We start from the raw sequence: 22,748 nt of genomic DNA on the forward strand, positions 1-22,748 counted from the left end.
ATCGGTTCAGGTGAGAGCGGCGGTGAATCCGCCACCTCTCCAGAAACTATCGACCGTCGATGGCGACCGACAGGGGTTTTCATCTTGAGCGGGTGACCCGGAGGTCACCCGCTCAAGACTCAGGAGTTGCCGGCGGTGGTGTTCAGCTTCTTCATCACCTGGTTGATCGTGAACGACGCCGACTCCTGCCGTGCCGGGAACTCGGCGAGCGACTGCAGCATGCGCGCCACGTACGCCTGGGCCGGCACGAACAGGAAGATGCGGTCGATAACCCAGTCCCAGTAGGTGTTCGACGTGATGTCCGCCCGCTCGAACGGATCGGTGCGCAGGTTGAACAGCTTCGGGAAGCGCAGCTCGATGTACGGCTCCTGCCACACCAGCAGGGTTCCCGCGGCGCGCTGCTCGAGGAACACGAGCTTCCAGTTCTCGAAACGCAGCGCCGTCAGGTCGCCGTCGTCCGAGACGTAGAAGAAGTGTCGACGCGGACTGTGCTCGACCGCACCCGTGATGTAGTCGAGCTGGTTGTGTCCGTCGAGGTGCACCTTGTACTCGGTCCCGTGCAATTCGGTCCCGGACTTCAACCGCTCGGCCACGTCGTCGTCACCGACGGCCGCGAGCAGCGTGACGAACCAGTCGTTGTGGCTCACAATGCCGTTGAGCGTCGTCCCCGCGGGGATGTGCCCGGGCCAGCGGACCATCGCGGGCACCCGGTAGGCACCCTCCCAGTTCGAGTTCTTCTCGTTGCGGAAGGGGGTCATGCCCGCATCCGGCCAGCTGTTCATGTGCGGACCGTTGTCGGTGGAGTACATGACGATGGTGTTCTCGGCCAGCCCGAGCTCGTCGAGCAGGTCGAGCAGACTACCCACGACATCGTCGTGATCGAGCATCGTGTCGTGGTAGTTCGACTGCCAGCGCCCCGCTCGCCCCTTGCTCTCTTCCTTGGTGTGCGTGCGGAAGTGCATGTGCGTCGAGTTGAACCAGACGAAGAACGGGGTGTCGTCGGCGGCCTGCGTGCGGATGAAGTCGGCGGCCGCGTCGCGGAACTCCTCGTCGACCGTCTCCATGCGCTTCTTCGTCAGCGGACCGGTGTCTTCGATGCGCTGCGTACCGTCTCCGTTCGCCCAGGTGTGCAGCACCCCGCGCGGTCGGAACTTCTCACTGAACCCGGGGTACTCCTCATCCGTCGGGTAGTCCGGGTGCTCCGGTTCCTCCTCCGCATTGAGGTGATAGAGGTTGCCGAAGAACTCGTCGAAACCATGGGCGGTCGGCAGATGCTCGTCCCGGTCACCGAGGTGGTTCTTGCCGAACTGTCCGGTGGCGTAGCCGTGGTGCTTGAGCGCATCGGCGATGGTGGGGTCCTCGGGCTGGAGACCCAGCTTGGCCCCCGGCATACCCACCTTCGTCAAACCGGTGCGGTAGGGGTTCTGCCCCGTGATGAAGGCCGCCCGCCCCGCGGTGCAGCTCTGCTCGCCGTAGTAGTCGGTGAACTTCACGCCCTCGTCGGCGATGCGGTCGATGTTCGGCGTCCGATAGCCCATGAGACCGTCGGAATAGGTGCTGAGGTTGCTGATGCCGATGTCATCGCCCCAGATGATGAGGATGTTGGGCTTCTCGGCCATGAGTGACTCCTAGCTTCGACCGGTGAGGTGGGCACGTGCCCTCGGTCGAAGCCAAGCAGTATTCCGGGCGTGTGCCCAGGGGCCCTCACACGGAGCGGGTGAGCCGGAATCCGATGTGCGACATCCCGGTGTCCTCGGCCTGCGGCGAGCGCGCGGCGGGCCGGAAGCGCAGGCAGTAGTCCGGGGAGCAGAGGTGCGATCCGCCCTTGAGCACACGGCGCGGGATGTCGGGGAAACCCTCCTGCGCACTGGCGGCGGCGAGCAGGTTCGTGCGCTTGCCGGCATCGACCGGGGTGTCCGAGAGGCGGAGGTGGCGCGGAGTGTAGAAGTCGGTCGTCCACTCCCAGACGTTCGCGATCATGTCGTAGAGGCCGTAACCGTTGGGCGGGTACGAGCCGACGGGCGCCGTGCCGCCGACGCCCTGATTGTCGTACGGGAAGCGTCCGAGCCACGAGTTCGCCTGTGCGACCCCGTCGGGGTACGCCTCGTCGCCCCAGGCGAAGGCCGCACCCTCGAGTCCTCCCCGCGCCGCGTATTCGTGTTCGGCCTCGGTGGGCAGCCGCATCCCCACCCAGTCGGCGTAGGCCACGGCATCCTCGAACGCGATGTGGACTACCGGATGCTGCAGCCGGTCATCGATCGACGAGTCAGGGCCGAACGGCTTGCGCCAGAACGCCCCGGGCTGCCAGCGCCACCAGTTGCGCCAGTCACCCAGATTCGTCGGACCGGCGGTCGGAGTGAAGACCATCGCCCCGGGAACGAGGTCGGCGGGATCGGCTCCGGGGAACGCGGCGGGATCGAGCTCTCGTTCGGCGACGGTCACGTATCCGGTGGCGCCGACGAACTCGGCGTATTGCGCGTTCGTCACCTGATAGCGGTCGATGAAGAACGACTCGACCTCGCGCTCGTGCGCCGGCCGTTCGTCGGGATAGAAGTCATCCGACCCCATCAGGAACGTGCCGCCGGGGATGTGGACCATGTCGCGCGAGTTCGTCACGAGACTCAGCGTAGTGTTCGGCCGCGGCGGGAGGACCGGGAGTATTCCGGCCGGCGGATCCTGCGCTCAGCGGGACGCGTCGAACGCCCTGGTGCTCCCCCACAGCGGGCGGAACGCCAACTCCGCTGCACCGACGAGCAGCCGGTCGGAGCCGAGTTCGGCGGCGCGGATCGCGACCGCGGCAGCACTCTCGGGCATCGCCAACCGCGAGACCTCGTCGACCAGCAGGTCGTGCGCCCCCTCGTCGACGAGCGCCAGGAAGCCACCGAGAACAACGAGAGCCGGATTGAGCACGTTGACCGCGTTCGCCAGCGCACTTCCGAGGATCTTGGCCTGCCGCACCAGTTCCGCGTGCACCTCGGGCGCCTCCGTGGCGGCGAGGGCTGCGGCGAGCTCGTCGTCGTCGGCGTCGTCGAGCCCGAGCAGGTCGAGGAGGTGCCGGCGATTCACCTCGTCTTCCAGCACGCCGTCGTCGGTGCGACGGTCGGCGCCGTCGATGCCGGGCCGGTTGTGCCCGAACTCGCCCGCGTAGCCGCTCGCGCCGGTGGCGGCCAGACCATGGATCACGAGGCCACCACCGATGCCGGAGGCGCCGCCGTTGAGGTAGACGAGTTCGTCGATACCGCGGCCGGCGCCGAAGAGGTGTTCGGCCAGCGCACCGAGGGTCGCGTCGTTGTCGACGGCGGTGCGGATGCCGGTCGCCTCGTGGATCAGGGCGGCCAGCGGCTCGTCGGTCCAGCCGAGGTGCGGGGCGTTGCGCACCACGCCGTCGGCCGAGCGCACGAGGCCCGGCACGGCGACGCCGATACCGATCACGGCGCAGTCGGCGAGAGCATCCGTCCGCCAGCTCTCGAGGCGCTCGGCGACGAGGGCGGCGACATCGGCCGTGGTCGGCTGACCGGTGTTGACGATGCGCTCGCGGACGCGGATGCTGCGGTCGAGGGCGACGGCGGCGATCTCGACCGCGTCGACCTCGGGGTGCACGCTGATCGCGACGACGTCAGCCGAAGGCGCGACCACCGGAGAGGGGCGGCCGGCTCGCGCCGAGGATTCCGGCGGCCGCTCGTCGACGAGTCCGGCGGCGACGAGCTCCGCCACCAGCGCGGCGATGGTCGAGCGGTTGAGGCCCGTGGCCTCGGTCAGGGCCGAGCGGGAACGGGGGCCGTCGTGGTGGACGATCGAGAGGATCCACGCCAGGTTCGCTTCGCGGGAGCGCGGGGCAGCGGATTCAGGGGGCACGTTCCCACTTTAGGGGTGCGAATGCCACCTGTCATCGGTTATGTTGTGAAGCACAACTTATTGCGTCCGTGCATCCCGCACGCCCGCAGCATTCGCAGAGGAGCGATCATGCCCAACCCCACCCGCGACGACAAGTTCTCGTTCGGACTCTGGACCGTCGGCTACAACGGCACTGACCCGTTCGGCGGCCCGACCCGTCCGGCGCTCGACGTCGTGCACGCGGTCGAGAAGCTCGCAGAGCTCGGTGCCTACGGCCTCACCTTCCACGACGACGACCTGTTCGCGTTCGGATCGACGGATGCCGAGCGCCAGACGCAGATCGACCGTCTCAAGGGCGCACTCGCCGACACCGGCCTGATCGTTCCGATGGTCACCACCAACCTCTTCAGCGCCCCGGTCTTCAAGGACGGCGGCTTCACCTCCAACGACCGCCAGGTGCGCCGGTTCGCGCTGCGCAAGGTGTTCCGCCAGCTCGACCTCGGTGCCGAGCTCGGCGCCAAGACCTTCGTCATGTGGGGCGGGCGCGAGGGTGCGGAGTACGACTCCGCGAAGGACGTGCGCGCGGCACTGGAGCGCTACCGCGAGGCCGTGAACCTGCTCGGCGACTACGTGACCGACAAGGGCTACGACATCCGCTTCGCGATCGAGCCGAAGCCCAACGAGCCCCGCGGCGACATCCTGCTGCCGACGCTCGGCCACGCGATCGCGTTCATCGACTCGCTCGAACGCCCCGAGCTCGTGGGCGTGAACCCCGAGGTCGGGCACGAGCAGATGGCCGGACTCAACTTCACGGCCGGCATCGCCCAGGCGCTGTTCCACGGCAAGCTCTTCCACATCGACCTCAACGGTCAGCGCGGCATCAAGTACGACCAGGACCTCGTGTTCGGCCACGGCGACCTGCACAATGCGTTCTCGCTCGTCGACTTGCTCGAGAACGGCGGCCCTGGCGGTGTCCCCGCCTACGACGGCCCGCGCCACTTCGACTACAAGCCCTCGCGCACCGAGGACGAGGCGGGCGTCTGGGCTTCCGCCGCGGCCAACATGCGCACGTACCTGCTGCTGAAGGAGCGCGCCGCAGCCTTCCGCGCCGACCCCGAGGTGCAGGAGGCCCTGGCCGCCGCGAAGGTCGCCGAGCTCTCGACCCCGACGCTCAACGAGGGCGAGTCGTACGACGACTTCCTCGCCGACCGCTCCGCCTACGAGGACTTCGACGCGAACGCGTACCTCGGCGGCAAGGGCTTCGGCTTCGTGCGCCTGCAGCAGCTCGCCACCGAGCACCTGCTCGGCGCGCGCTGAGTCCGGCGATGGCACTCGTCCTCGGGGTCGACTCCTCGACCCAGTCCTGCAAGGTCGTCGTCGTCGACTCCGAGACGGGTGCCGTCGTCCGCTCCGGCCGCGCCCCGCATCCCGATGGCACGTCGGTCGATCCCGAGGCGTGGTGGGTCGCGTTGCAGGCAGCCATCGCGGATGCCGGCGGCCTCGACGACGTCGCAGCCTGGGCGATCGGCGGGCAACAGCACGGCCTGGTCGCCCTCGATACGCAGGGACGCGTCATCCGCGACGCCCTGCTGTGGAACGACACCCGCTCCGCGCAGGCGGCGGAAGACCTGATCGGCGAGTTCGGGGCCGCAGCCCTGGCCGATCGCACCGGGCTCGTGCCGGTCGCCTCGTTCACGATCACCAAGCTGCGCTGGCTGCGCGACCACGAGCCCGAGAACGCGGCTCGGGTCGCCGCCGTCGCCCTGCCGCACGACTGGCTGACCTGGCGCCTGCGCGGGTTCGGCCCCGAGCGGCCCGACCTCGACGAGCTGGTGACCGACCGGTCGGACGCCTCGGGCACCGGCTACTGGAACCCGGCGACGGGCGAGTATGACCGCGAGCTGCTCATCGCCGCGCTCGGCCACGACGCGATCCTGCCGCGAGTACTCGGACCGCGGAACTCCGTGACGGACGCTGCGTCGCGTCGCGTCGCCCCCGGTGCAGGAGACAACGCGGCCGTCGCGTTGGGCCTCGGCGCGCGGACGGGCGATGTCGTCGTCTCGATCGGCACCTCGGGCACGATCTTCGCCGTGACCGACCGTCCGGTGGCGGAACCGACCGGCATCGTCGCGGGGTTCGCTGATGCCGACGGCGGGTACCTGCCGCTGGTCTGCACGCTCAACGCCGCGCGCGTGCTCGACGTGATCGCCCGACTGCTCGGGGTGGACCACGACGGGCTGAGCACACTCGCCTTGATCGCGGAACCCGGCGCCGGCGGACTCGGACTCGTCCCGTACTTCGAGGGCGAGCGCTCCCCGAACCTGCCCGATGCCACCGCGAGCCTGACCGCCATGACGCTCGCTTCCACCACCCGCGAGAACCTCGCCCGGGCTGCGGTCGAGGGCATGCTCGGCGGGCTGCGCTTCGGGCTCGACGCGCTGCGCGAGCTCGGCATCCCCCTGGAGCGGGTGCTGCTCGTGGGCGGGGGCGCCCAGTCGCAGGCCGTGCGCGAGATCGCCCCGCTGGTGTTCGAGCTGCCGGTCGAGGTGCCGGAGGCCGCGGAGTATGTCGCCGTCGGCATGGCGCGTCAGGCGGCCTCGGTGCTCTGACAGGATCGGGGCATGATCACCGTTCACCTGCGCTACGAGATCGACCCCGACAAGCTCGAGGACTTCACCGAGTACGGTCGCACCTGGATCCGGCTCGTGGCCAAGCACGGCGGCACCCACCACGGCTACTTCCTGCCGAGCGAGGGCGACAGCGACGAGGCGTTCGCACTGTTCACCTTCCCCTCCCTCGCCGAGTACGAGGTCTACCGGACCGCGTCGAAGACCGATCCGGAGTGCGTCGAGGCGTTCGCCCTCGCGCGGCGGACGCAGTGCATCCGCCGCTACGAGCGTCGCTTCCTGAGCCCCGTCTTCGAGTGACGACGCGGGAAGCGGAGCCCGAGCGGCGAGCAACCGAACACGACCGCATCATCGTGATCGGTGCCGGTGTGATCGGCGCCGCGGTCGCACATCATCTGGCTCGCGCGGGACACGACGTGATCGTGCTCGAACGCGAGGCACCGGGGGCGGGGGTGACGGCCGCGTCGTTCGCCTGGGTCGGGATGGCCAAGAGCCCGGCCGACGCCTACGCCGGTTCCCTTCGTCAGCGTGCGCGGCCGGAGTTCGATCGCGTCGTCACGGAACTCCCCGCGCCCATCGGGCTCCGTGCGTTCGGCGCGGTCACCTGGGAGGAATCCGATGCGCTGACTCGCGCCTTCGTCTCCGATCACCAGGCCGCGGGACACCGGATGGAGCTGCTCACGGCCGACGAGGCGCGGATGCGGGAGCCTGGCCTTCGTGAAGTTCCCGACGTCGTGGCCTACGCCCCCGACGATGTCGGCGTCGACCCCGTCGGGTATACGCGCGCCCTGCTGCAGAGCGCGCAGGAGCACGGTGCGGAGGTGCGGACCGGTATCACCGTCGTGCGGGTGCTCAGCGATGACGGAGGAGTTCGAGGCGTTCTGACCGACCATGGCGAACTCGTGGCGAAAAGCGTCGTCATCGCTGCGGGCACCGCATCCGTGGGGATCGCCGCATCCGCCGGAGTGAACATCGACGTCGTGGGGTCGCCGTGCTGCCTGCTGCGCTTCTCCACGCCCCGCCCGCTCGCGCGCGGCATCCTCTCCACCCCGGAGCTCGAGGTTCGCCAGCTGGACGACACCACCCTCCTCGCCGCAGAAGACGTCCCCGAGGGCTTCTCCGGTGATCCGAGAGAGCTCGCCGTTGCCGCTCTCGCCGCGATCCGCCGCTCTTTCGTCGACACCGATGACGTCCGCCTCGAGCACGCCGTCATCGCCGAACGCCCGATACCGGCGGGCGGCCACCCTCTGGTCGGGCCGGTGCCGGCGATGCCCGGCCTCCATCTGGCGGTCGCTCACCCCGGCGTGATCCTGTCCGCCGAGATCGGACGCCAGGTCGCCGCCGACCACGCCGCGCTCTGAGGCTCCTCGAGGCCCGATCAGCCTTCGAGGTTCCTGCGCAGCGCAGTGGTGATGTCGTCGACCTGCGCGAGCTGCTCGGGCGAGAGCGCGTCGACGAACAGCGAGCGGATGGCGCGCAGGTGCGGCACGTTCGCGGCCCGGAACGCGTCGGCTCCGGTCTCGGTGAGAAGCACGTCGACGCCGTGCACGCCGTCGGCGCACGGGACTCGTCGGATGAGTTCGCGCTTCTCCATCCGTCCGAGGTGGTGTGACAGCCGACTGCGCTCCCAGTCGATCAGCGTCGCGAGCTCGGACGAGCGCGCCCTGCGGCCGTCAGCTTCGCTGAGCGCGAGCAGCACCTGGTAGTCGCCGGAGGAGAGCGACGACTCGCTCTGCAACTGTGCGGAGAGACGAGAGCGAAGGACCTCACTCGTCTCGATGAAGTCCCGCCAGATGCGCAGCTGCTCGGGCGTCGGCGTGCGGCGACGACGTTCTTCGATCATGACACCTCCTGGGAATTGATATGTCAATTCTACGGTTGCAAGGTATTGACACGTCAATCCGGAGGGACCGGTGCCGTGGAGAAGGGTCGTGATGGACATGACGGAACTCGAGTTCGGGCTGAACTCCTTCGGCGAGGTGGCGACGGACGGCGGTCGCATCCTGTCGGACGGTGAGACGCTGCGGCTGCTCGTCGAAGAGGCGCAGCTCGCCGAGTCGGTGGGCCTGGATGTCTTCAGCGTCGGCGAGCACTACCGCGAGGGGCACATGGACTCCGCGACCCCGGTGCTGCTGGCGGCCGCGGCGCAGGCCACGTCGACGATCGGGCTCGGCTCGTCGGTGACCGTGCTCTCGACGCAGGATCCGGTGCGGCTGTACCAGGAGTTCGCGACGGTCGACGGACTCTCGAACGGACGCGCCCAGCTCATCCTCGGACGGGCGTCGGCGATCGAGTCGTTCCCCCTCTTCGGGTACGACATCGCCGAGTACTAGCGGATCTTCGAGGAGAAGCTCGACCTGTTCCTGCGCCTGATGCGCGAGGACAACGTCACCTGGAGCGGCTCCTACCGCAGCCCGCTCGAGAATGTGCGCCTGCATCCGCGCATGCCCGAGGGCGGCATCCCGGCGTGGATCGGGATCGGCGGCAGCCCCGACTCCGTCATCCGCGCCGCCGAGAACGGACTGCCCTTGATGATGGCGATCATCGGCGGACGCCCCGAGCGGTTCGCCGGCCACGCCCGGCTCTACCTGCGTGCACTGGAGCAGTTCGGGCGGGCGGAACTCCCGATCGGGCAGCACTCGCTCGGCCTCATCGCCGACACCGATGATGAGGCGAAGAACGTGCACTGGAAGCACTGGGAGCCGGTCGTGACCCAGATGAGCAAGGAGCGCGGCTTCTACGCACCGACGCTCGAGCGCTACGAGGAGGAGGTCGACACCGGTGCCCTCTACGTCGGCTCCCCCGAGACCGTCGCGCACAAGCTCGCCGCCGCGGTTCGGAGCAATCACCTGTCCCGGTTCGACCTGAAGTACGACATCATGCACCTGCCGAAGGACGTGCGCGCGCGCAGCATCCGCCTCTTCGGAGAGAAGGTCGCCCCGCGCGTGCGCGAACTGCTCGCCGACGACCCGGGAGAGGGCGCGTTCGCCGACCCGGGTGTGGCCCGGATCACGAAAGACGGCAAGGCCGTCCACGCGTGAGGGAGATCACCATGAACGACACCATCGAAACCATCGGCATCCTCGGCGCGGGCAAGGTGGGCACCACGATCGCCCGCCTCGCCCTCGCCGCGGGATACCGCGTGCTCATCGCCGGCTCGGACGCTCCGGAGCGGATCGCGCTCACCATCGACGTCTTCGCCCCCGGGGCCAGCGCGGTGACGGCCGCGGACGCGACTGCCGGGACGGATGCCGTCATCCTGGCCCTTCCCCTCGGCAAGTACCGCACGCTTCCGGTCGAGCATCTGCGCGGGACGTTGGTGCTCGACGCCATGAACTACTGGTGGGAGACCGACGGGATCCGTGACGACCTGAGCGATCCACGCACCTCGACCAGCGAGCTCGTGCAGGAGTTCCTGCCGGAGTCGCGGGTCGTGAAGGCCCTGAACCACATGGGCTATCACGACCTCGAAGACGAATCGCGACCCGCCGGAGCGCCCGGGCGCAAGGCCATCGCCGTCGCGGGTGACGAGTCCGCCGACCTCGCCCGCGTCGCGGAGGTGATCGACAGGCTCGGCTTCGATGCCGTGCTCATCGACACCCTCGCGGCGGGAGCTGCGCTCCAACCCGGGAACCCCGCGTTCGGCGCCGACGTCACCGCCGACGAGCTGCGCAGACTGATCGGAATCGCCTCGCCGATCCCGCCGCGATGACCGCCGGAGGTCCGGGCGGGGGCGACGACGCTGGCCCGGCTAGGCTCCCAGAAGCCGTCGACGACCATGGAGGCACCGATGCCCACTCCCCCCAGGCTGCGCGCGAGCGCACTCGTGCTCGCAGGCATGCTGGCCTGTGCCGGATGCTCGGCGGCCGCCGTCCCGAGCCCGCCCGCGGCCGTCGGCGACGGCTTCCCCGGCACCTGCCTGCCGTCGGAGGTCTCCTGGCCCTCCGACTTCCTCGAATCCCTGCCCGGAGAGTCCGAGGCGACCGGCGGCACCATCGTCGGTCTGCGCCTCGAGTGGCTCGACGACGATTTCGCGTGGCGGCTGCGCAGCGCCGACACCCGTGAGGACGCGTTCGGCGAACGGGTCGACGACCCGAGCTTCGGCCGGGAGTCGCTGGTCGACGTCCGCACCCTGGAGGTTCTCTCGACCGGCGAGACGGAGCTCACCGAGGCGGAGCAGCAGCTGAACGGCAGCAGCGCCTATACCGCGGCGCAGCTCTCGGGCGAGGAATACCCCAGTCCACTCATCGTGGAGATGGCCCGCGTGATGGACGACGGCGCGCCCGTGTGGCAGCTCACGATGTGCGACACCGCCACCAACGAGCTGACGGTCACGACCCTGAATTGACGCACGCCCCGACCGCTTTACTCAGCTAACTTGCACGCTCGTGTGCACGTATTGTGTAAACTCGTCCTGTGAAACAGAGCTGGCGGGTCTACAAGCGCGACGTCAAGAGACTCTCCCGCGTACCCAAAGCCTGGATCATCATCATCGGGGTGCTCATCACCCCGGCCCTGTACGCGTGGTTCAACATCAACGCGTTCTGGGACCCCTACGCGAACACCGCGAACATCCGCGTGGCGGTGGTCGATCTCGACGAGGGCGCCACCTCCGACCTCACCGGTCACATCGACATCGGCGAGCAGGTGACCGCGCAGCTAGAGGACGACGACCAGCTCGGCTGGACGTTCATGGGCGAGGACGAGGCTCAGGAGGCCGTGAAGAAGGGCGACGTCTACGCCGCCATCGTCATCCCCGCGCAGTTCAGCGAAGACCTGGTCAGCATCACCAGCGGTGACTTCACCCAGCCGGCGCTGGAGTACTACGTCAACGAGAAGGCCGGCGCGATCGCGCCCAAGATCACCGACGTCGGCGCATCCGAACTCGACAAGCAGGTCACCACCGCTTTCAAGGAGCAGGTGGCACTCGCCGCGACGAACGCCCTCAAAGACGTCGGCGACTCCACCGAGCTGCGGCTGCTGAACGCCAGGGACAACACCCTCAACGCGTTCGACCAGGCAGCGCAGACCATCTCGTCGGCGCGCGAGAACCTCGCCGAGACGCAGGACGGGCTGACCTCGTCTCGCGGCACTCTCGCCTCCGCCCGGAGCACGCTCGGCGACGTCGACAAGACGCTCGGCGATGTGCAGAAGTCGCTCGACCAGACGCAGTCGATCATCGCCGAGACGCAGAAGGAGGTGATCGCCTTCACCGACAGCGCCACCACCGCGTTCCTCCAGGGCACCACGCTGCTCGCCGATGCGTCGTCGAAGGCGAACGTCTCGATCACCCGTCTCACCCAGAGCCTCGAGCAGGCGGGTGTGCGCATCGACGCCGGGATCGACGACGTCTCGAACGTGCTCGAGGCGAACGAAGCGGCCGCCGCGCGTCTGCAGGCGCTCGTGGACGACACCGACCTCAGCGACGAGACGAAGCAGCAGCTCACCGAGGTCATCGCCTCGCTGCAGCAGCGCAACGCCACCGACCAGCAGCTGCTCGCAGACCTGAAGGACCTCAAGGCCAGCGCATCCGACACCGTGGGCTCCGTCCAGGCGACGGCCGACGCGGTCGACAAGGCGATGCAGGACACCAGGGATGCGTCGTCGGCGATGCGCGACATCCTCACCCGCACCGTCCCCTCGCTGAACAGCGCCATGTCGCAGCTGTCGTCGAGCGTCGGATCGTTGTCGGCGGCGCTGGATGCGCAGAAGGGCGTGCTCGCCGAAGCCGACCAGCTGCTGGGCGGGTTGGACTCTCAGCTCGTGGCCACCTCGTCGGCACTGGAGAGCTTCGACGGCGACCTCGCCGGCATCGAGCAGGGGCTGCAGACCTCGCGCACCGACGTCGTCGCCCTCAACGCCGCATCCGAATGGGGTCTGCTGGGCACACTGACCGACCTGGAGCCCGAGCAGATCGCCCAGTTCATCTCCTCCCCCGTCGAGGTCGACGAGCACCTGGTGTTCCCCGTCGACACCTATGGGTCGGCGATGGCGGCGCTCTTCACGAACCTGTCGCTGTGGATCGGCGCCTTCGTGCTCATGGTGATCTTCCGCGTCGAGGTCGACACCGAGGGCGTCGAGGGCGTCACCGTGCGCGAGGCCTACTTCGGCCGCTTCTTCCTCTTCGCGACGCTCGCCGTCGGCCAGGCGCTGATCGTGTGCACCGGAAACCTGATCATCGGCGTGCAGACCGTCAGCGCCGCCGCCTTCCTCGGCACCGGCGTGCTCATCGCCCTCGCCTACGTGAGCATCATCTACGCCCTCTGCGTCGCGTTCGGGCACGTCGGTCGTGGCCTGTGCATCCTGCTCGTGATCATGCAGATCCCCGGCGCGTCCGGGCTGTACCCGATCGAGCTGATGCCCGGATTCTTCCGTGCGATCTATCCGCTCCTGCCGTTCTCCTACGGCATCGACGCGATGCGCGAGACGATCGGGGGCTTCTACGACGGCCACTACTGGCGCTTCCTGGGCGCCCTCGCCGTGTTCGTCGCTCTCGCGTTCCTCATCGGGCTCGTGCTGCGCCGCCGTCTCGCGAACTTCACCCTGCTCTTCAACCGGCAGGTCCTCGCCACCGACCTCCTCATCGGCGAAAAGGTGCAGGTCGTCGGCAGCGGATACCGGCTCACCGACGTGATCCGAGCGCTCTCGAACCGCGGGGAGTACCGCGAAGACCTCGCTCGCCGCGCCGAGCCGTTCACCCGCCGCTATCCGGCGCTGCTGAAGGCGACGGTGCTCACGGGGGTCGCGGGGCTCGTCGTGCTCGGGGTCATCACCTGGGCGCTTCCCGGATCGAAGGCGCTGCTGCTGGGACTGTGGACGCTCTGGATCCTCCTCGTCATCGGATTCCTGGTGGCCATCGAGTACATCAAGCACAGCTTCGAGAACGGTGCGGAGGTCGCGGCCCTCGACGACGCAGAGCTGCGTGAGCTCGCCCTCGTCGGTCCCGCCGGCCGTGACGCGGTCATGCCCGCCTCAGCGGAGGGGCCGCTCGGCACGGTCCGGTACGCACCGGTCGCCACGACCGAGGCGGAGGCGCCCGAGGCCCCGGATGCTCCGGCCGCCGGCGCCGAGGCAGACGCCCTGCTCACCGAATGGTTCGAGCCCGAGCCGGACACGCAGCCGTACCCGGAGACGGCGACGGAGACGGAGACAGGGCCGGATACGGAACCCCGCATCGGACCGGATCCCGAGCAGACCGCCGAGCAGGACGACGCCGAGCAGGCAGAAGAAGATCTCGCGGACGAAGAACCACTCACCGACGAAGACGAACACCGCGCAGCAGAAGGGGAGGACCGCGCATGAGGGACATCCTGCACCTGACGGCCCGCGACGTGCGGCACGCGACCCAGAACGTGATGGCGTGCATCGTCCTGTTCGGCCTCGTCGTCATCCCGTCGCTGTTCACCTGGTTCAACGTCATCGCCAGCTGGGATCCGTTCGCGAACACGAAAGACCTGAAGATCGCGGTCGCGAGCACCGACGCCGGGTACGAGAGCGACCTCGTGCCGATCCGCGTGAACGTCGGCGAACAGGTCCTCTCCCAGCTTCGCGGGAACGACCAGCTCGACTGGGTCATCACGGATGAGCACGACGCGATCGACGGGACGAAGTCCGGCGAGTACTACGCCGCCATTGTGCTGCCCGAGACGTTCAGCGCCGACATGCTGACGTTCTACGCCGACGGCGGCGACCGCACGCACATCGCCCTCTACACGAACGAGAAGAAGAACGCCCTGGCGCCGAAGATCACCGGACAGGGTGCGGAAGGGGTCTCGTCCGCGATCAGCGACACCTTCGCCCAGACGCTCGGCGACGTGGCTCTCGGCCTCGTCTCGTCGATGTCGGACTACCTCACCGATGAAGACACGCAGGCAGCGCTCACCCGCATCGAGGCCCGCCTCGGGAGCGTGGGAGATCAGCTGCGGTCCGGGGCGCACACGGCCGACACCTTCACGGCACTGCTGGAGGCGAGCCGACCCCTGCTCGACAGCGCCTCGGGCCTGGTGGACTCGGCCGGTGACGCATTCACCGACACCTCGGGCGCGCTCGGCAGCGGGGTGGACGCGGCGGGCACACTGAAGTCGACCCTGCAGACGGCCGCCCAGTCCCTGACGGATGCGCTCGCGGCGACGGCGAGTAGCTACGACGCCGTCGGTCAGCGCATCGACGAACTGTACGCCGGGGCCGACTCGCTCAGCGGCAGCCAGGTGCAGGCGATCACCACGCTCGCGGACCGCGTGCAGCAGCAGCTCGACCAGTACTCCGCGGTCAAGAACACCCTGGAGACCGAGGTCGGACCGAACCTTCCCGAATCCGCGCAGCCCGACTTCGACGCCGTGATCAGTCGGCTCGATGAGGCCATCGCCCGGCAGCAGGCCCTGCAGGAGCGCCTCCAGACCGCGGCGACCGAGATCGCGGCCGGCAACGACTCGGCGCAGAGCTCGCATCAGGAGATCACCGCCGCGATCGCCGCGGCGAAGAAGGCGATCACGGATGCACGGAGCACGTACGACAACGGGCTGAAGGCACAGCTGAACTCCCTCTCGTCGACCCTCACGCAGATCGGCTCCGACGTCTCGGCGATCCGCTCCGACCTCTCCGGCATCACGTCCGGCCTCTCCGGAGCATCCGATTCCGTGCAGTCGACCCTGTCGCGCGCACAGGAGGCCACGACGCAGCTGTCGGCATCGCTGAACACGTTGGCCGACCGGTTCGACACCGTGCAGCAGGCGATGACGAAGGCCGCGGACACCGGCGATCTCAGCGAGCTGATGGGCGCCGACCCCGGCGTGCTCGCCACGTCCCTCGCCGAACCCGTGCGCGTGGACCGCACCGCGGTCTTCCCCGTGGCCGGTTTCGGCGCGGCCATGGCGCCGCTGTACATGATCCTGGCCCTCTGGGTGGGTGCGCTGCTGATGACCGTGACGATCCGCGTCGACGTGAACGCCGAGACGCTCCCCGATCGCCCCGAACTCACCCCGACGCAGAAGTATCTCGGCCGCTACGGCATCTTCGGCCTGGTCGGACTCGCACAGAGCACGCTGCTGACCCTCGGGCTGATCCTCTTCGTCCAGGTCGAACCCGCGCATCCGCTCCTGCTGATCCTGGCCGGGTGGGCGATCTCGACCGTGTTCACCCTCATCGTCTACACGGCCGTGGTCGCGTTCGGCAACGCGGGCAAGGCGCTCTCGGTGCTGCTCCTGGTGATCCAGATCTCGGGTTCGGGCGGAGCGTATCCGCTGCAGCTGCTGCCCGACTGGTTCCAGAGCATCAGCCCGTTCCTGCCCGCGACCTACGCCGTGAACATGGTGCGATCGGCGATCGCCGGCGTCTACCAGGGCGACTTCTGGTGGTCGCTGGGCGCGCTCGCGCTGTTCGTCATCCCCGCGCTGCTCCTCGGTCTCGTGCTCCGTCGCCCGTTGATGACGTACAACCGCAAGCTCGTCGACGCACTCGCGTCGACCAAGTTGATGTCGTGACTCCTGTGTCTCCGCGAAAGGACCATGAAGTGACCTCACCGAATCCCCGACGTCGGCGCGATGCGCTCGCCAACCGCGAGGCCCTGCTGCGCGCGGCGCAGTCGGTGCTCGCGACCAACCCCACGGCGTCGCTCGACGTGATCGCCCAGGCCGCCGGCCTCACGCGTCGGTCCGTCTACGGCCACTTCGCCGACCGCGACAGCCTGCTGCGCGAGGTGATCGCCGTCGGCGCACAGCGGTTCAACGCGATCGCCGAGGCGACCGACGAATCCGACCCCCGCGTCACGCTGGCGCGGATGGCGACGCGGCTGTGGCGGGAGGCCTCGGCCGTCCGCGCGTCCGCCAACATCGCCCTCGATGATGCGCATCTGACCGACACCGTGCTCGCTCTGGCACCGCTGCGCCGACGGATCCGCGATCTGACGAGGGCCGGCGTGGACTCCGGGGCGTTCCGTGCAGACATGCCGGCCGAGCTGCTCGCCTTCCTCATCGAGGAGACGGCGCGGGCCACCCTGCGCGAGCTGCGGCTCACCACGACCGATGCGGACTCGACCGTCGTGCGCGTGGTGCTGAGCATCGTGGGCCTCTCGTGGACGGAGCAGGCCGAGCTCATCGGCGCGCACCCCGAGATCTTCGCGCAGGACTGAGACCGCGGCGGGCGGCTCGCTCGCGCCCGCTCGCGGTCGTTCAGGCCGTCGCTTCGCCGAACCGCCCCGGACTCGCCACAGCTTCGGCACTGACCGACCGATCCCCCGCGCGCACCCGGAACCAGAGGGTGAGCTCGGTCAGCGCCCGGACGAGGGTGTCCACATCTGAGCCGGCGTCCAGGTCGGCGAACGAGTCCCGGTAACCCTCGGGGCGCCTCTCGCCGCGATGCAGCACCCGGTACCCCATGGTCCAGTCCGAGAAGCGGCGCTCGGCGATCGACTCCTGCATGAGCACGCGCAGGTCGTGGTGTCGGGAGTCGTCGCGGATGACGTCGACGAGGTCCGCGACGGTCTCCGGATCCCCCTCCAGCACCTGGATGAAGCGCCCGTCTCGATGAAGGAGCATGCCGGTTATGGCACGCCCATCGTTGAGACGCCGGCACACGGTGAGGAGCTGCTCGAGTGCGGATTCACGGAACGGCTGGGAAGCAGTGCTGGTGTAGACCAGCGAGACCAGACCGGTGTCGGCTTTCGCGCTCACAACGCCACCCCCTGCTCACCGTCATGGAACTCGGGCGACGACTCGACCATCAGCTGTTCCACCGCGGCCGTGGCCGCCGGCAACGTCGGGAAGTCGCCCTGGGGCCGTGACCGGGCATCGAACGCGCGATACCCTCCGTCCGGTTGCCTGTCGATGTATCCGAGGAAGTCGCCGCGGCGGCTTCCGACATGGAAGCCCTCCTCGACGCAGGCCCAGAGGACGTCGTGATCGGGTCGGGCGGAGTTCGGCACTCTGGAACGATACGTGCGCACCGTCCACAGCGCGCTCCCCTTTACAGCCGCGGCAGCGGTGCGCTAAGCGCGCGCCGTAGGGGTTGCAGGAGCGACGATCCGCACGGTATTCGGCATCCGCTTCGAAAGCAGAGCCTTCGATCACCTCGATCGGCGGCCCTCGTCCGGGAGAATGGACGTTATGTCCGCGACACCCCGCCGGCCGCTGCTCTCCGCTGTGCGCCGCCTGCTGCACACCGACCCCTCCACGGTCGCGCACACCGAGGTCCTGCCCGTCATCGACGAACGCACGGTGCCCCGGGTGCTCGACCTGGCGACGAGGATCGGGGAGTCGATGTTCGCGGTCGGCGCCTCGGCCCATGAGGTGACGTTGGCCATCACCCGCGTCTGCGACGCGTACGGGATGAAGGGCGTGCAGGTCGACGTCACCTACAACTCGATCACGGTGTCGTTCCACCTGAGCGGCGAGGTCTGGCCCGAGACGCTGGTGCGCGTCGTGCGGGTCACCGCCCCCGACCATGCGAAGCTGCAGCGGGTGCAGGCCCTGGTCGCCGACATCGACGGTGGGCTCGACCTCGAATCCGCCCGCACGACCTTCCGAGCGATCCGCCGGGTCCCGTTCCGCTATCAGCAGCCGGTCGTGATCGTCGCCCGAGCCCTGCTCGCCGTCGGCGTAAGCATCATGCTCGGCGCCTCCCCGATCATCGTCGGACTCACGTTCGTCGCCGCCCTGTGCGCGGCTCTGACCCAGGCGGGTCTCGCTCGCCTCCGCGTTCCGCTGTTCTTCAGCCAGATCGCCGGAGGGTTCGTGACCACCGTCGTGGCGGTCGTCGTCTCGGCGCTGGGCTCGGCGGGGATCGAGCCGTTCGTCGGCATCCGGCCTTCCATCATCGTCGCCTCGGGCATCGTGCTGATGCTGGCCGGGCTCACCGTGGTCGGCGCGGCACAGGATGCGATCGACGGCTTCGCACTCACCGCCGGCGGGCGCATCCTCGACCTCACGATGCAGACCCTCGGTGTGGTGATCGGCATCCTCGTCGGCCTGGAACTCGGGAGCGTCCTGGGGTTCACCATGGACCTCCCCGACGACCCGGCACCGTTCGGCCCGATCCTGAACCAGTTCGTCGGCGCGATCATCATCGCGATCGCCGTCGCGGTGTTCAACGGCGCCGGCATCCGCATCATCCTGGTGAGCGCGCTGCTCAGTGCGGTGACCCTCGCGGGCTACTCGGGTTCGGTGGCGCTGAACCTGCACCCGGCTGCGGCGAGCGCGGTCGGCGCTCTGCTCGCGAGCTTCCTCGGGATGCTCATCGCCCGCAACCTGCACGTCCCGTCGGTCGCGGTCACGACGGCGGCCATCGTCCCCCTCGTTCCCGGTGTCGCCGTGTTCCAGGGCCTGCTGGAGATGGTGCACGCCACCGGGACGTCCACGGGGATGCTGGTCGCCGGCGGATCGCTCATCGACGCCGCAGTGATCGGCATCGGTCTGGCGTCCGGCGCCTCGCTCGGCCTCTACCTCGGCACCCCGGTGCGGGCGACTCTCGCGAGCGTCGCGAAGACCCGCGCCCGCGTCCGCCGCTGACCCCCGGTCCCCTCCCTCCCCCCCCTTCCTCTCACTCCTCCCACTCCCCGCCGAGTGCACGGCTTGGCGCCGAATGCACGGGGTATCCGCGTCGACGAGCCGTGCACTCGCGGGCACGCCGTGCACTCGGCGACCCCACGCGAACGACGCGCACCGGAAGTTGAGCAACATATCGGGTCGGACGTATAATTTCCGTGAATTCCGGCGGGGCTGAAAGGGCGCCCGTTCCACCGCACGATGCAGAGATCAGCATCCTCGGATGCGGTGCGCTCCTCGACAGCCGATGCCGGCCGACTGATTGGAGTGTTGAGATGTTCACGATGCCCGATCCCCGATTCGAGCTCAGGAAGATCACCGATACCGAGTGGCTGATCCTCGACCACCGCTACGCCGCGGATGACTCGCGCCGCACGGTCGCCTGCATCTTTCAGGTCGACACGGTCGAGGTCGAGGCCGTCTGGCTACGAGACCTGCCGCTCGCGACCTACTACATGTCTGCGGCGGATGTTCTGGAGGACGTGCAGCGGTTCCACTCGCCGAGCCGTGCCGGACGCCCAGTTCCGATCCCGCATCTGCCCCCGCTGGCCACCGCCTGACGTCGACGAGACGCCGGCGGGCGAGCCGACGAGGGTCGGGATTGTCCGGCCCGGCGCACGCGTCTGTCAATGGGCACGCGTGCCCGGGCCGGTGGGGCGAGACTGATCGCCCCACCCCTCAGCCGAATGGAGCCTCTGATGTCAGATCCGCAGAACAACCACGATGACCAGCCCCTCGTCGACGCCGTCGGCATCGACCCGGACATGCCGTCCACCGATGACGACATCGACGAGGACGACGATATCGACGTCGCCGACCAGGACGAGTGACCTGATTCGCACGTGCGCAACCCCCTGGCGTTCTCTTCCGGAGCGTCGCATCCTCGGGGCATGACACACCCAGACGACATCAAACAGCCCCTGGACCACCTGCCTCCCCTCGAAGAGCGGGACAAGGCGATCGAGATCGAAGAGCCGAGCTATCCGACCTCCGAGGCACCCGTCGGCGAAACCCACGCCTCGCCCGAGACGGCAGCCGAACCCGGCAAGCCGAACCGGCACGGCGTCGACAAGCTCCCGCCCGGAACGAACTGACCGCTGAGGACCAGCGGTCAGATTGCTTCTGCGGGTTCGCCGGTCGACGCTCACCGGATGCCGACAGTGTCCTGGGTATCCGGCGGCTCGGCGCTCGGCCCGCCCTAGGCTTCAGAGGTGCCCCGACCCGCTGCCTCTCGTCGACGGACGGTCGCGAGGGTCGCGGGCGCACTCTTCGCCTTCGCCACGGCCGTCGTGCTCGGGCAGCTCGGGGTGTCGGCAGCGACCTCGGGCACGGCCTCCCTCCTGATCGGGCCGCTCGATGAGCGCAGCCTCATGAGCCTCGCGATGCTGATCGCGTTCCTCTCCCTCGGCATCGGGCTGTGGAGCGTGGATGCGCCGCGGTGGATGCTGGCGCTCAAGATCATCGGCATCGTCCTCGCCGCCTGCGCCACCGCCCTCGCGGCCGTGGTCATCACGCTCGTGGGCGACGCGAAAGCCACGCCGCTGCTGCAGGGCGACTGCGACACGGGCTACGTCGTCGTCGAGCACCAGTCGCTGAGGGGGTCGAGTGGCACGGTGTACCGGCAGGACGGCCTCATCGCGACCTCGGTCGCGCGGACGTCCGGCGACGACGCGTACGAGCCGTTCGCGATGGGAGGTTACGCCGTGACCGAGGCGGGCGACACACTCTCCGTCTCGTACGCGATCAACCGGCCGAACGCGGGCTCGAATCCGCTGGGCACCTACGCGGGGGCTTTCTCCGTGCCCGTGCTCGAAGGGCGTACGCCGCAGTGCGGTCTCGACGCGCACCGCGAACCGCTTCCCTCCCCGGCCCCCGCGACGACTCCCGAGCCGGCGCCCGTGACCGCCGCATCGGTCGATGACGAGACGACGGAACTCGTGAGCGCCTCTCTCGACGCCGCCTCCGGAACCGCCGTCGACGCATCCGGCGCTCCGATCGACACCGCCGCCCTGCCCATCCGCTCCGTTGCGTGTGCCGAGGGTCCCGGCACCCGCCGCGAGCTGCGGCTCGACTTCCGCACCGACGACAACACCCGATCGGTCGCCGACATCCTGAAGATCTGGGACCGGGCCGGGTACGAGAAGGATCGTGCCATGCAGGAGGACATCCGCTACAGCGAGGGCCGCCCCGTGGAGCGGATGAGCGTGCGGGACACATCGAGCACCGACGGCCTGGTCCACCTCACCGTGAGCTCGGCCTGCATCGTCGAGTAGCGAGCCGTCCGAGGCCGGAGGATCTAACCGTCGCCCCGCTTCTCCGCCTCTTTCTGCACCTTCTCCGCCTGCTTCCTGGCCTCTTCTTCAGCCTTCTGCTGCGCCTTCTCCGCCTCCTTGGCCGCTTTCTCGGCGGCTTTCTGCTCGTCGGTCGGCTTTCCACCGCCGGGCTCGGTGTCCTCGGCGGGCACGACCGGCTCGGCAGGCTGCACGGGAGCGTTCACGGGTGTCACGGAGGGCTCCGGAGTCGTCGCGGGAGACTGCTCGGTGTCGACCGTGTCGGTCACGTCCGGATCCACGGCGCCTATGCCCGACAGCCACACACCGGTCAGGACGGATGCCGCGACCGCCGCGACCACCGCGCCGCCGATGATCCCCCGGCGACGTCTGCGAGCCTTTCGCGCTGTCCGACCGCGCGGTCGGACAGCTCCGTCGGGAAGAAGGAGGGTCGGGGTGGTGGCCGGCGATGACACGGCGCCCGCTGCGGCCATCGCGGCGACCGTGGCCGGGACGGCAGGACGCGGAGGCGCAGGCGGTGCCGGACGCGACGATGCTGACGATGCGGTCGCGAGTGCCGACGACGCGGCGAAGACCTCCGAGGCGCGCGGCCGATCCCCGGGGTCCGCTGCCAGCATCCGGGTCAGGAGGGTGGACCACTCGGATCCCAGCGCCGCCGGCACCTCCGGCGTCTCGATGAGCCGGGCCATCGCGGCACCGATACCCTCGGCCTCCGGGAAGGCTCGCGCACCGGTGAGGGCCTCGAGCAGCACCAGCCCCAGCGAATAGATGTCGGCGGGCGGAGCGGGCGGCTCCCCTCTCAACTGCTCCGGGGCGAGATACGCCGCGGTTCCGATCACGAGCCCGGGGGTGGTGAGCCGCGCAGCATCGACGAGGACGGAGATCCCGAAGTCGGCTAGTTTCGCCCCCGACCGGCTGCCGGCGAGCGGCGTCCGCGACATCAACACGTTCGACGGCTTGATGTCGCGATGCACGATGCCGGCGCCGTGCACGACATGCAGCGCCTCGGCGAGGTCCGCTGCGAGCCGGGCCACCTCGGCCGGTGCGAGCGGCCCCTGCGCGATGCGGGCGGACAAGGTCGGCCCATCGATGAACTCCATCACCAGGTACTCGGCTCGCCCCGGGACGAGCTGCGCGTCATAGAGCGTGACCAGGCCGGGGTGATTGAGCGAGGCGAGCACCGTCATCTCGCTGCGCGCACGACCGGATGACTGGGCGTCGTCCATCTCCTCGCGCAGCATCTTGATCGCCACGGTGCGGCCGAGGAAGATGTCGTCGGCGCGATACACGCGGGCCATACCGCCCTGCCCGACGCATTCCTGCAGCTGATAGCGCCCATCGAGCAGCGCTTCGGTAGGAAGCGAGTCATCGGTCATCGTCGAATCCTCCTGACGCCCGTCGGGTATCGGGCGGCGAACGCCCACCTTACGGATTCGACGCGCTCGAGGCTCGGGCCTTGA

At 69.0% G+C, this 22,748-nt stretch carries 21 protein-coding genes and 1 pseudogene; 15 read left to right on the forward strand and 7 right to left on the reverse strand.

Features of this window, described 5'->3' with window-relative positions; translation table 11 throughout:
* Nucleotides 1-119: 119 nt before the first annotated feature.
* The 3 genes from OC372_RS08200 to OC372_RS08210 all read right to left on the reverse strand — a co-directional run bounded on the left by OC372_RS08200 (nt 120) and on the right by OC372_RS08210 (nt 3,855).
* Complete coding sequence (locus OC372_RS08200; protein ID WP_262001465.1) at nt 120-1,619, reverse strand: arylsulfatase; 1,500 nt, start codon at nt 1,617-1,619, stop codon at nt 120-122.
* Between the two features lie 85 nt (nt 1,620-1,704).
* On the reverse strand, nt 1,705-2,598 hold the full coding sequence (locus tag OC372_RS08205) for a formylglycine-generating enzyme family protein (RefSeq protein WP_262001579.1): 894 nt from the start codon (nt 2,596-2,598) through the stop codon (nt 1,705-1,707).
* A gap of 84 nt (nt 2,599-2,682) precedes the next feature.
* On the reverse strand, nt 2,683-3,855 hold the full coding sequence (locus tag OC372_RS08210) for an ROK family protein (RefSeq protein WP_262001466.1): 1,173 nt from the start codon (nt 3,853-3,855) through the stop codon (nt 2,683-2,685).
* Nucleotides 3,856-3,963: 108 nt separating this feature from the next.
* Between OC372_RS08210 and xylA the strand changes: the two genes are divergently transcribed.
* The 4 genes from xylA to OC372_RS08230 are packed head-to-tail and all read left to right on the forward strand — an operon-like array spanning nt 3,964 to nt 7,822.
* Nucleotides 3,964-5,151 carry a xylose isomerase gene (gene xylA / locus OC372_RS08215; RefSeq protein WP_167634617.1) on the forward strand — a complete coding sequence of 396 codons (1,188 nt, stop codon included), beginning with the start codon at nt 3,964-3,966 and terminating at the stop codon, nt 5,149-5,151.
* Between the two features lie 8 nt (nt 5,152-5,159).
* Nucleotides 5,160-6,443 (forward strand): xylulokinase, encoded by a 1,284-nt coding sequence (xylB, locus tag OC372_RS08220; RefSeq protein WP_262001467.1) that lies wholly within the window; start codon nt 5,160-5,162, stop codon nt 6,441-6,443.
* 12 nt (nt 6,444-6,455) lie between these two features.
* The gene (locus tag OC372_RS08225) at nt 6,456-6,761 is read left to right on the forward strand and encodes an NIPSNAP family protein (RefSeq protein WP_262001468.1); all 306 of its coding nucleotides are present in this window, start codon (nt 6,456-6,458) and stop codon (nt 6,759-6,761) included.
* Nucleotides 6,758-7,822, forward strand: coding sequence for an NAD(P)/FAD-dependent oxidoreductase (locus OC372_RS08230; protein WP_262001469.1), 1,065 nt, complete (start codon nt 6,758-6,760; stop codon nt 7,820-7,822). The genes OC372_RS08225 and OC372_RS08230 overlap by 4 nt, the downstream gene beginning before the upstream one ends.
* Before the next feature lie 17 nt (nt 7,823-7,839).
* On the opposite strand, the gene OC372_RS08235 is transcribed toward OC372_RS08230, so the two are convergent.
* Nucleotides 7,840-8,304: a MarR family winged helix-turn-helix transcriptional regulator gene (locus tag OC372_RS08235; protein ID WP_262001470.1), complete on the reverse strand. Its 465-nt coding sequence runs from the start codon at nt 8,302-8,304 to the stop codon at nt 7,840-7,842.
* A 97-nt stretch (nt 8,305-8,401) separates the two neighbouring features.
* On the opposite strand from OC372_RS08235, the pseudogene OC372_RS08240 reads away from it, so the two are divergent.
* The 6 genes and pseudogenes from OC372_RS08240 to OC372_RS08265 all read left to right on the forward strand — a co-directional run bounded on the left by OC372_RS08240 (nt 8,402) and on the right by OC372_RS08265 (nt 16,587).
* Nucleotides 8,402-9,502, forward strand: a pseudogene (locus OC372_RS08240) (LLM class flavin-dependent oxidoreductase).
* An 11-nt stretch (nt 9,503-9,513) separates the two neighbouring features.
* Nucleotides 9,514-10,173: an NADPH-dependent F420 reductase gene (locus OC372_RS08245; RefSeq protein ID WP_262001471.1), complete on the forward strand. Its 660-nt coding sequence runs from the start codon at nt 9,514-9,516 to the stop codon at nt 10,171-10,173.
* Nucleotides 10,174-10,251: 78 nt separating this feature from the next.
* Nucleotides 10,252-10,809, forward strand: coding sequence for a hypothetical protein (locus tag OC372_RS08250; RefSeq protein WP_262001472.1), 558 nt, complete (start codon nt 10,252-10,254; stop codon nt 10,807-10,809).
* A 68-nt stretch (nt 10,810-10,877) separates the two neighbouring features.
* Entirely contained in the window at nt 10,878-13,763 is a 2,886-nt protein-coding gene (locus tag OC372_RS08255; RefSeq protein ID WP_262001473.1) for a YhgE/Pip family protein, read from the forward strand.
* Nucleotides 13,760-15,940 (forward strand): YhgE/Pip domain-containing protein, encoded by a 2,181-nt coding sequence (locus OC372_RS08260; protein ID WP_262001474.1) that lies wholly within the window; start codon nt 13,760-13,762, stop codon nt 15,938-15,940. The genes OC372_RS08255 and OC372_RS08260 overlap by 4 nt, the downstream gene beginning before the upstream one ends.
* A gap of 29 nt (nt 15,941-15,969) precedes the next feature.
* Nucleotides 15,970-16,587, forward strand: coding sequence for a TetR/AcrR family transcriptional regulator (locus tag OC372_RS08265; RefSeq protein ID WP_262001475.1), 618 nt, complete (start codon nt 15,970-15,972; stop codon nt 16,585-16,587).
* Between the two features lie 40 nt (nt 16,588-16,627).
* Here the strand turns inward: OC372_RS08265 and OC372_RS08270 are convergent, their stop codons facing one another.
* Nucleotides 16,628-17,128, reverse strand: coding sequence for a BLUF domain-containing protein (locus OC372_RS08270; protein ID WP_262001476.1), 501 nt, complete (start codon nt 17,126-17,128; stop codon nt 16,628-16,630).
* The gene (locus tag OC372_RS08275; RefSeq protein WP_105710589.1) at nt 17,125-17,379 is read right to left on the reverse strand and encodes a hypothetical protein; all 255 of its coding nucleotides are present in this window, start codon (nt 17,377-17,379) and stop codon (nt 17,125-17,127) included. The genes OC372_RS08270 and OC372_RS08275 overlap by 4 nt, the downstream gene beginning before the upstream one ends.
* 181 nt (nt 17,380-17,560) lie before the next feature.
* Here OC372_RS08275 and OC372_RS08280 point away from each other — a divergent pair, with 181 nt between their 5' ends.
* The 5 genes from OC372_RS08280 to OC372_RS08300 all read left to right on the forward strand — a co-directional run bounded on the left by OC372_RS08280 (nt 17,561) and on the right by OC372_RS08300 (nt 21,270).
* Nucleotides 17,561-18,961: a threonine/serine exporter ThrE family protein gene (locus OC372_RS08280; RefSeq protein ID WP_262001477.1), complete on the forward strand. Its 1,401-nt coding sequence runs from the start codon at nt 17,561-17,563 to the stop codon at nt 18,959-18,961.
* Between the two features lie 320 nt (nt 18,962-19,281).
* A complete protein-coding gene (locus OC372_RS08285) occupies nt 19,282-19,557 on the forward strand; it encodes a hypothetical protein (protein ID WP_262001478.1) in 276 nt (91 codons plus the stop codon).
* A gap of 138 nt (nt 19,558-19,695) precedes the next feature.
* The gene (locus OC372_RS08290) at nt 19,696-19,827 is read left to right on the forward strand and encodes a hypothetical protein (protein ID WP_258134278.1); all 132 of its coding nucleotides are present in this window, start codon (nt 19,696-19,698) and stop codon (nt 19,825-19,827) included.
* 60 nt (nt 19,828-19,887) lie between these two features.
* Nucleotides 19,888-20,091: a hypothetical protein gene (locus tag OC372_RS08295; RefSeq protein WP_029262377.1), complete on the forward strand. Its 204-nt coding sequence runs from the start codon at nt 19,888-19,890 to the stop codon at nt 20,089-20,091.
* Nucleotides 20,092-20,208: 117 nt separating this feature from the next.
* Nucleotides 20,209-21,270 carry a hypothetical protein gene (locus OC372_RS08300; RefSeq protein ID WP_262001479.1) on the forward strand — a complete coding sequence of 354 codons (1,062 nt, stop codon included), beginning with the start codon at nt 20,209-20,211 and terminating at the stop codon, nt 21,268-21,270.
* Nucleotides 21,271-21,293: 23 nt separating this feature from the next.
* Here OC372_RS08300 and OC372_RS08305 read toward each other — a convergent pair whose 3' ends face one another.
* Entirely contained in the window at nt 21,294-22,664 is a 1,371-nt protein-coding gene (locus OC372_RS08305) for a serine/threonine-protein kinase (RefSeq protein WP_262001480.1), read from the reverse strand.
* Nucleotides 22,665-22,748: the final 84 nt, after the last annotated feature.

Origin of the sequence: Microbacterium sp. Mcb102, assembly GCF_024519805.1 — a bacterium.
Classification (GTDB): Bacteria; Actinomycetota; Actinomycetes; order Actinomycetales; family Microbacteriaceae; genus Microbacterium.

What these genes read in the sequence shown, in the direction of transcription:
- OC372_RS08200 (WP_262001465.1), bottom strand. Translation starts at nt 1,619, where the DNA reads ATGGCCGAGAAGCCCAACATCCTCATCATCTGGGGCGATGACATCGGC.
- OC372_RS08205 (WP_262001579.1), bottom strand. Translation starts at nt 2,598, where the DNA reads ATGGTCCACATCCCCGGCGGCACGTTCCTGATGGGGTCGGATGACTTC.
- xylA (WP_167634617.1), top strand. Translation starts at nt 3,964, where the DNA reads ATGCCCAACCCCACCCGCGACGACAAGTTCTCGTTCGGACTCTGGACC.
- xylB (WP_262001467.1), top strand. Translation starts at nt 5,160, where the DNA reads ATGGCACTCGTCCTCGGGGTCGACTCCTCGACCCAGTCCTGCAAGGTC.
- OC372_RS08225 (WP_262001468.1), top strand. Translation starts at nt 6,456, where the DNA reads ATGATCACCGTTCACCTGCGCTACGAGATCGACCCCGACAAGCTCGAG.
- OC372_RS08235 (WP_262001470.1), bottom strand. Translation starts at nt 8,304, where the DNA reads ATGATCGAAGAACGTCGTCGCCGCACGCCGACGCCCGAGCAGCTGCGC.
- OC372_RS08245 (WP_262001471.1), top strand. Translation starts at nt 9,514, where the DNA reads ATGAACGACACCATCGAAACCATCGGCATCCTCGGCGCGGGCAAGGTG.
- OC372_RS08250 (WP_262001472.1), top strand. Translation starts at nt 10,252, where the DNA reads ATGCCCACTCCCCCCAGGCTGCGCGCGAGCGCACTCGTGCTCGCAGGC.
- OC372_RS08260 (WP_262001474.1), top strand. Translation starts at nt 13,760, where the DNA reads ATGAGGGACATCCTGCACCTGACGGCCCGCGACGTGCGGCACGCGACC.
- OC372_RS08280 (WP_262001477.1), top strand. Translation starts at nt 17,561, where the DNA reads ATGTCCGCGACACCCCGCCGGCCGCTGCTCTCCGCTGTGCGCCGCCTG.
- OC372_RS08285 (WP_262001478.1), top strand. Translation starts at nt 19,282, where the DNA reads ATGCCCGATCCCCGATTCGAGCTCAGGAAGATCACCGATACCGAGTGG.
- OC372_RS08290 (WP_258134278.1), top strand. Translation starts at nt 19,696, where the DNA reads ATGTCAGATCCGCAGAACAACCACGATGACCAGCCCCTCGTCGACGCC.
- OC372_RS08295 (WP_029262377.1), top strand. Translation starts at nt 19,888, where the DNA reads ATGACACACCCAGACGACATCAAACAGCCCCTGGACCACCTGCCTCCC.
- OC372_RS08305 (WP_262001480.1), bottom strand. Translation starts at nt 22,664, where the DNA reads ATGACCGATGACTCGCTTCCTACCGAAGCGCTGCTCGATGGGCGCTAT.